Source organism: Mesorhizobium sp. M7A.F.Ca.ET.027.03.2.1 (genome assembly GCF_003999175.1).
GTDB lineage: Bacteria > Pseudomonadota > Alphaproteobacteria > Rhizobiales > Rhizobiaceae > Mesorhizobium.
In genome coordinates, this window is the sequence record NZ_RZOM01000202.1 from 1 (window position 1) to 7,080 (window position 7,080).

The 7,080-nt window shown below is 63.4% G+C and carries 7 protein-coding genes and 2 pseudogenes; 7 read left to right on the top strand and 2 right to left on the bottom strand.

The window, feature by feature from the left end; genetic code table 11:
- Positions 1–94: 94 nt before the first annotated feature.
- The 6 genes and pseudogenes from EN750_RS11610 to EN750_RS11640 form a co-directional block, all read left to right on the top strand.
- A pseudogene (locus tag EN750_RS11610) lies at positions 95–559 on the top strand (ATP-dependent DNA ligase); the annotation flags it as partial.
- A 227-nt stretch (positions 560–786) separates the two neighbouring features.
- Positions 787–1,692 (top strand): Ku protein, encoded by a 906-nt coding sequence (locus EN750_RS11615; protein ID WP_024501732.1) that lies wholly within the window; start codon positions 787–789, stop codon positions 1,690–1,692.
- The gene (locus tag EN750_RS11620; RefSeq protein ID WP_127396509.1) at positions 1,689–2,804 is read left to right on the top strand and encodes a tetratricopeptide repeat protein; all 1,116 of its coding nucleotides are present in this window, start codon (positions 1,689–1,691) and stop codon (positions 2,802–2,804) included. Before EN750_RS11615 ends, EN750_RS11620 begins: the two co-directional genes overlap by 4 nt.
- 224 nt (positions 2,805–3,028) lie before the next feature.
- Entirely contained in the window at positions 3,029–3,673 is a 645-nt protein-coding gene (locus EN750_RS11630; protein WP_127396510.1) for an alpha/beta fold hydrolase, read from the top strand.
- 4 nt (positions 3,674–3,677) lie between these two features.
- Complete coding sequence (locus tag EN750_RS11635) at positions 3,678–4,448, top strand: exodeoxyribonuclease III (protein ID WP_127269168.1); 771 nt, start codon at positions 3,678–3,680, stop codon at positions 4,446–4,448.
- A gap of 192 nt (positions 4,449–4,640) precedes the next feature.
- Complete coding sequence (locus EN750_RS11640; RefSeq protein WP_127396511.1) at positions 4,641–5,837, top strand: hypothetical protein; 1,197 nt, start codon at positions 4,641–4,643, stop codon at positions 5,835–5,837.
- A gap of 60 nt (positions 5,838–5,897) precedes the next feature.
- On the opposite strand, the gene EN750_RS11645 is transcribed toward EN750_RS11640, so the two are convergent.
- Both EN750_RS11645 and EN750_RS11650 read right to left on the bottom strand, forming a co-directional pair.
- Positions 5,898–6,008 (bottom strand): putative RiPP precursor, encoded by a 111-nt coding sequence (locus tag EN750_RS11645; RefSeq protein WP_127396512.1) that lies wholly within the window; start codon positions 6,006–6,008, stop codon positions 5,898–5,900.
- Between the two features lie 210 nt (positions 6,009–6,218).
- Entirely contained in the window at positions 6,219–6,308 is a 90-nt protein-coding gene (locus tag EN750_RS11650) for a putative RiPP precursor (protein WP_127396513.1), read from the bottom strand.
- 170 nt (positions 6,309–6,478) lie between these two features.
- Between EN750_RS11650 and EN750_RS39370 the strand changes: the two are divergent.
- Positions 6,479–7,080, top strand: a pseudogene (locus EN750_RS39370) (WD40 repeat domain-containing protein); the annotation flags it as partial.

A 7,080-nucleotide genomic window follows, 5' to 3' on the forward strand; every position in this document is an offset into this window, starting at 1 on the left:
CCATACCTGGGGCACCCACCGCACCGGCCTCGACCACCTCGCGCCATGAAATCCCCTCGCCCGGATCGAGGTCGAGGACGATCTGGTCGGGTCTGTCGAGGCCGCCGTGCACATCAAGGGCGAATTGGAGCGCCTGGGGCTGGTGCCGTTCGCCAAGACCTCCGGCGGCAGCGGCATCCACATCACCGTGCCGGTGACGGGCAAGCAGAACTGGAAGAAACTGCACCAGGCGACCAGCGCCATCGCCACGCATCTGGCGACAACGGCGCCGGACACCTTCACCACCACCATGGGCAAGGACAACCGCAAGAAGCGCATCTTCATCGATTATCATCGCAATGCGCGCGGCCACACCTCCGCAGCCCCTTACTCCTTGCGCGCCCGCACCAATCTGCCGGCCTCGACGCCGGTGAGCTGGAGCGATCTGGAATCCATCGATGCGCCGCAGGATCTGAACTATTGCTCCCTGCCGGGGCTGCTGGCGACGTCGGGTGATCCGTGGGCGGAGATCAACGAGTTCGCGCGGGATTTGCCAGTGTTCGAGGGAACGAGGAAGTAGTCGCGAGATGAGGGCGCAGCCCCGCCAGCGTCTCAATTCCAAGTCCATCGACGCTTCCGACAATTTGAATTATTCTCTCCGCCACGACCTCAAAGACGTACCGGAAGATTTCGTCAGGGATTTGCCCGTATCGTGTGGGGTCGGTGTAGGATTTCCTCGGCGCCAATCGTCCTTCGGACGAAAAGCGCTGCAGCAAATGTCAGTGCATGGCCGCGTAGGAGTGTTTCATGGCGCCCAGGGCAAGTTGGAAAGGTTACCTCAAACTCAGCCTCGTGAGTTGTCCGGTGCGGTTGTATCCCGCCACCAGCGCCAGCGAGCGCATCAGCTTCAACCAGCTGCACAAGAAGACCCACAACCGCATCAACATGAAACCGGTCGACCCCGAATTGGGGCTCGTCGAGCGTGCTGATCTGGTCAAGGGCTACGAATACGAGGACAAGCAGTACATCATCATCGATGATGCCGACCTCGATGCGGTGCGCATCGAATCCAATCACACGATGAACATCGAGGCCTTCGTCGACGAGGACGAGGTCGACGTCATCTATCAGGACGCGCCCTACTACATGGCGCCCGACGGTGCGATGGCGGAAGAGACCTTTGCCGTGCTGCGCGAAGCGATGCGCAAATCCGGCAAGCTGGCGATCGCCCGCCTGGTGCTGTCCAGCCGCGAGCGCGTGGTGACGATCGGCGCGCGCGAGAACGGCATGTTCGTGTGCACCTTGAGGAACCCGAACGAAGTTCGCGGGACGGCTGAATATTTCGGCAACATCCCAGCCGGCAAGCCCGACCCCGAAATGCTGCAGCTCGCCGAAGCGCTGATCAAGCAGAAGGAAACCACCTTCGATCCGAAGAACTATGAGGACCGCTACGAGGCGGCACTCATGACGATGATCCGCGAGAAGCTGAAAGGCCACAAGCCAATCATCGCGGCGGCACCAGAGCGCGGCAATGTCATCAACCTGATGGATGCGCTGAAGGCCAGCCTGTCGCAATCGAAGCCGCCGGCCAAATCGAAGAGCAAGGCCGACGAGGTTGCCAAGCCCGCCGCGAAGAAGGCGGCAGCGGGTGGCGCTGCTGAAAATCCGTTGAAGGCCAATCTGCTGAAGGCGGTCGGCAAGAGCAAGAAATGACGGCGCCGACCGGCGCTGTTTTCGGCACGATAGGCGCGCTGGCGGCTTTTCCGCTCAGGCTGGCTGCGCGGGAAGTGGAACGCCATCACGGCCAGCTGCGGCGCGGTATCACCAGGCGCACCACGCATGTCGTCTTCGGCCGGACACTTCTCGCCAGGGCAGGCCTCGTCAAAAACGGCGATGCCGGGATCGAGCGCAGTGTCGCCGCCGAGCGCGCGGCCGGTCGAACGCTGATCAGCGAGAACGGATTCCTGCGCCTTCTCGGACTGATGAAGACACCGGAGGCGTCTTCACTGTCGCGGCAATCGCTGATCGATCAGTCGCGGCTATCAGGCTCCGACCTCGATTTTTTGTCGCTGTTCGATGCGTTCGAGCATGACACAGAACCTTATTCGTTCCGCGACCTGATCCTGGCGCGCAAATATGCCGGGCTCATCGCCGGCGGCGCGACATGGGGGGCGATCGCGCGCTCCGTCCACCGCTCCGGCCCGGTGGCGTCGCTGACCGCCAAGTCGCTCAATGTCGGCTCGCAGCATGGGCGCGCCGACGCGATCTATCTCGAAGGCGGCCAGAGCGAACTCGATGGGCAGTTGCTGTTCGATCTCGGAACAGCCGGGGCAGAGGGTGACGACACGCTGGAGGAGCTGTTCGCCGAGGCGGAAGCGGCGGAGGAGCAGGGCGACCATGATGGGGCCGCCGCGCTCTACCAGCGTTGCCTGGCCATCGATCCGAGCGATGCGATTGCCGCCTTCAACCGCGCCAACTGCCTGCGCGCCGGCGGCCACGCGGTGGACGCCGCGCATGACTATATCAATGCGATAAAACTCGACCCAGCCTTCGTCGAGGCGTGGTTCAACCTGGCCGGACTGATGAGCGAGCAAGGTCGCGAAGCCTCGGCGCGAAGGCACCTGCAGAAGGCGATCGCGCTCGACAAGACCTATGCCGATCCGGTGTTCAACCTTGCGAGGTTGGAGTTCGACGCGGGCAATCTGCCGGAGGCGCGGCAGCTGTGGGTGCGCTATCTCGAACTCGACGCGGATTCGGAATGGGCGCGGGTTGCAGCCAAGGGAGTGCAGTTCGTGGATCTGCAGCTGGCGCGGACGGCGGGGTGAGCATGATTGGCGAAGGCCGCGATGACAGCCAATCTCCCCCCTTGCGGGGGAGATGCCCGGCAGGACAGAGGGGGGGCGCTGTCCCGCCAACAGATCGGCCGCGTGTTCCCGCACGCAAGCCGGACCGAAGACTGGCATTCCTTCACGCCCCCCTCTGCCCTGCCCGGCATCTCCCCCACGAGGGGGGAGATCAGCAGCGTCGCCGTCGCGCCGGACATCACACCATGACCACCTTCCTCTTCGACGGTCCCGACACCGCTGCCATCACCATCCTGCTCGCCCATGGCGCCGGCGCGTCGATGGATTCGCCTTCAATGACCGCCACCGCCAAGGCGCTGGCCGCGGCAGGCTTACAGGTCGCACGCTTTGAATTCCACTACATGGCTGCCCGCCGCTACGGCCACCGCAAGCCACCGCCGAGGGCCGAGACGTTGAACCCGGAATATATCAAGGCGATAGCCGACCTCAGGGCAAAGGGCGTGACGGGACCGCTGATCATCGGCGGCAAGTCGATGGGCGGGCGCGTCGCCTCCATGGTCGCGGACGAGATGTTTGCCAAGGGCGAGATTTCAGGGCTGGTTTGCCTCGGCTATCCCTTCCATCCGCCGGCCAAGCCCGAGCAATTGCGCACCAAACACCTTGCCGATCTGAAGACGCCGACGCTGATCTTCCAGGGTACCCGCGACGAGTTCGGCACCAGGGACGAGGTTGCGACTTATGATTTTTCCGATCGCATCGAGGTCATCTGGCTGGAGGACGGCGACCACGATCTCAAGCCTCGCAAGAGCATCTCGGGATTTTCGGCGGCCGACCATCTGAAGACGCTGGCCGAGACGGTCAAGGCGTGGTCGGGTCGGATCGCTTCCTGAAGCGATGAAGATCGCCTCCTTCAACATCAACAACATCAACAGCCGGCTTGAAAACCTGCTGGGATGGCTGGCTGTGGCAAAGCCCGATGTCGCCTGCCTGCAGGAGCTGAAGGCGCGCGACATGCAGTTTCCACGCTCGGCATTGGCGGCGGCCGGCTATGGCGCGGTGTGGAAGGGCGAGCCGACGTGGAACGGTGTTGCCATCCTGGCACGGGGCGCCGAGCCAGTGCTGACCCGCGATGCCTTGCCCGGCGATGATGCCGACAGGCAGAGCCGTTATATCGAGGCGGCGGTGAACGGCATCATCGTCGCTTGTCTCTATGCGCCGAACGGCAATCCTCAGCCCGGCCCGAAATTCGCCTACAAGCTCGCCTGGCACGCACGGCTGGAGGTGCATGCCGAACAGTTGCTCGACACCGGCCTGCCGGTGGTGCTGGCCGGCGACTACAACATCGTGCCCGAGCCGCGCGATATCTACGCCACCCGCTCCTATGACGACAACGCGCTGGTGCAGCCGGAAAGCCGGGCGTCGTTCCAGCGCCTGCTCGATCAGGGTTGGCTTGATGCCCTGCGCAAGAAGCATCCGAAGGAAACGCTTTACACATTCTGGGACTATCGCCGCAACCGCTGGCCGCGCGATGCCGGCCTCCGGCTCGATCACATCCTGCTGTCGAAGAAACTGGCACGCCGCCTGACCGCCGCCGGCATCGACCGCGACGTGCGCGGCGAGGACGGCGCCAGCGACCATGCGCCGGTGTGGGTGGAATTGAAGTAGGCGACTGCTTTCATTGCGTCGCGCTTGAACGGGTCCCTGCAACGCGCTTAAAGTCTTTTGTCTCGATGCATGTTGCTGTCCCAATCCGGGTTCGCTTTTGGCCGACATGCAATAACCTGTCGGCAAAGTACTCCAACGCAGCCGGATCGCCCGTGAACGCAACCCCCCACGAGATTTGTGAATCGAGGCTCCATGCCTGACTTGGGCGCCGTCGAGATACTGGCCGCCGCCATTGTCGTGCTTGCGGCTGCTGTCATGTCCTGGCTGCTGTGGCGGAAGCGCAGCCGCCGCAAGGGACGGCGGCAGACCAATCCGGCTGCCGACTATGCCGTCCGTACCGAATGGAACGCCGGCGGGGGTATGCTCAATTACTCATCCTTCGTCTATTTCGATGTCGATCGCGACGGCAAATACGGCGCCGGAGACCGGCCGATGGCCGGGATCATGGTGCGGCTGTATGACGAGGCGGGCAAGCTCGCCGCATCCGCGCGCACCAACAATGCCGGCTTTGCCAATTTTCCCATGTCGGTGAAAAGCAGAAAGGCCGTGATCCGCAAGCCGGGCAACTGGCGCTTTGTGGTTTCGGTACCGCCCGGCTGGCAGGCGAAAAGCGAAATGGACATTCAGTCCCGACACTTCATGCCGCTGCCGGGTTCGCCGGCCGGGATGGTATCGCAGGAGATGCTGCTGCCGGTCGGTCTGGCACCGCCGCGCCGCGTCAGCGGGCGCGTTGCCGGCGATGGACCAGCGACCCTCTCCATGTCGGGGAACGGGCACGTCCTGGAGACGCGGGCACTGGCGCCGGGTGCCGTCTTCAGCTTCGACCTGGCTGAAGAAGCCGACACGGCCAGCGTCAGCGGCGGCGGCTTGGAGCGGCGGCTGACGCTGTCGCCCTACTCGGCGGATCTCGGCCTGCTGTCGCCGCAACGCGCCGGCATCGACACTGATGCCGCCCTCGAAACGATCGATTTCGACGATGTGACGTCGCGCCCCTTCAGGAAAATTCCGGCCGGTCATGCCGGATTGACGTGGCGCAACCTGAATGCGATGGCCCGCGACTACACCAAGGACAGCCAGGGCTATGTCAATGGCAATGTCTCCGGTGACTATGTGCTCTACACCAGCAGCGGGCTGCCGGCCGAATTCAGCCGCGAACGGCCGTTCGGCTTTCACTCGGTCATGCTGAGCGCCGCCTGGCTGGCGTCGGAAGGGGAGGTGGCGCTGATCGAAAGCTGGCTTGGCGAGCAGCTGATTTCAAGCGATCAGATCACGCTGTCGGCGCTCACGCCGCTGCACTACGCCCCGATGCTCAAGGCTGTAACGCGTGTTCGCCTGTCGACGAAACACTATTGGCAAATGGTCGTGGACGATTTGGTCTTGACGCGCTGAGATTGGGCACGCCAAAGCGGAGCGAAATTTCGCCCCGCTTCAATCAGGTTACGTTTACGGTCAGGTTGGTGCGGCGCCGTTTGAAATAATAATAGAGGGGCCGTTTGACGCTGTGACCGCCGACAGACGGCCTTTTTTCAAGAACGATGGCTTCACATAAATCTTCTTCATTTTCAGACTCTCCTAAAATCCCAGCGTGATGATGCCATACTGCGGCCATCTGTCAACCATGCGAGCTGAAAGCAACAAACCTGCAATAAATCCAACAATGAGCGACAAGGGGCCAGGGCCCCTATTCTTTGTTTCGCGCTATTCCGAAAACCATTGCACCTGGAGTTTGCTTCTCCAGCAGCTAGCGCGATCCGCCAAAGATGCGCCGGATTAAAGCGTGGCGCTGGTCGGGCCGTTTGCCGTGACGGCTGAAAGCTTCCCCTTCTTGACGAAGGTCGGCTTCGCATAAGTCTTCTTCATCGTGATCTCTCCTCCCTGCGCGATGATGGCAGATACGCAAGATGTGTCAACCAAGCCGGGCGTCCACACGGGCTCTTGGCGACACGAGCTTGCGGCTGATAGTCTCGACGTCGACATGCGGCGGGCAACCGTCACATGGTGAGGGCCGCAACAACGCCCGAGGGGTTTCAATGAACAAGGGTGCCGACAGATTGCTCGCGCTTGCCCTGGTCGTTGTCGCCGTAGGCTGCCTGGCGCGGATCTATTGGCCGGCAATCGGCGAGGCTTTCCTCTGGCGCGGCTTTTCAGGCCCGCCGATGGACCCAGCCTCGTTACGGCTGGCGGGGTTCCTGGTGGCGGCGTTCGCCTGCCTGCTTGGTGCAGGGCTGTTTTGGGCCGGCCTCTTGCCGGACCGGTCGGGCCAAGCAGCGGGCGCGCCGCTGTTTGGTCGCGCGGCGGAGATGCAGGATGCTGGCAGGCCCGGCCTGCGCAGAGTCTTTCTCGTCCTGCCATTGGTCGTGGTCGCCGCACTGGCCGCCGACCGGTTCGGCCCTTGGCATGAGGGCGGCGACATAGCCAGCGAGCCCGTCGAACCGAAGGCCGACGAACCCAACCCTGGCGAGCCGAAGGCCAACGAACCCAAGGGGCATGATGTCGCCAGCGCGCCGCCGGCCTCAGAGCCGGCAGCCCCACCGCCTGCACCAGCAGAAGTTGCTTCGCCGCCGGAGGCCGCCAATCCGCCTGCGGCACCGGTCCCACTGACGCCGCCGGCGCTGGTGCAACCGACCCCGCC

Excerpts from the sequence above, each read along its gene's own strand:
- EN750_RS11615 (WP_024501732.1), top strand. The coding sequence starts at position 787 with ATGGCGCCCAGGGCAAGTTGGAAAGGTTACCTCAAACTCAGCCTCGTG.
- EN750_RS11620 (WP_127396509.1), top strand. The coding sequence starts at position 1,689 with ATGACGGCGCCGACCGGCGCTGTTTTCGGCACGATAGGCGCGCTGGCG.
- EN750_RS11630 (WP_127396510.1), top strand. The coding sequence starts at position 3,029 with ATGACCACCTTCCTCTTCGACGGTCCCGACACCGCTGCCATCACCATC.
- EN750_RS11635 (WP_127269168.1), top strand. The coding sequence starts at position 3,678 with ATGAAGATCGCCTCCTTCAACATCAACAACATCAACAGCCGGCTTGAA.
- EN750_RS11640 (WP_127396511.1), top strand. The coding sequence starts at position 4,641 with ATGCCTGACTTGGGCGCCGTCGAGATACTGGCCGCCGCCATTGTCGTG.
- EN750_RS11645 (WP_127396512.1), bottom strand. The coding sequence starts at position 6,008 with ATGAAGAAGATTTATGTGAAGCCATCGTTCTTGAAAAAAGGCCGTCTG.
- EN750_RS11650 (WP_127396513.1), bottom strand. The coding sequence starts at position 6,308 with ATGAAGAAGACTTATGCGAAGCCGACCTTCGTCAAGAAGGGGAAGCTT.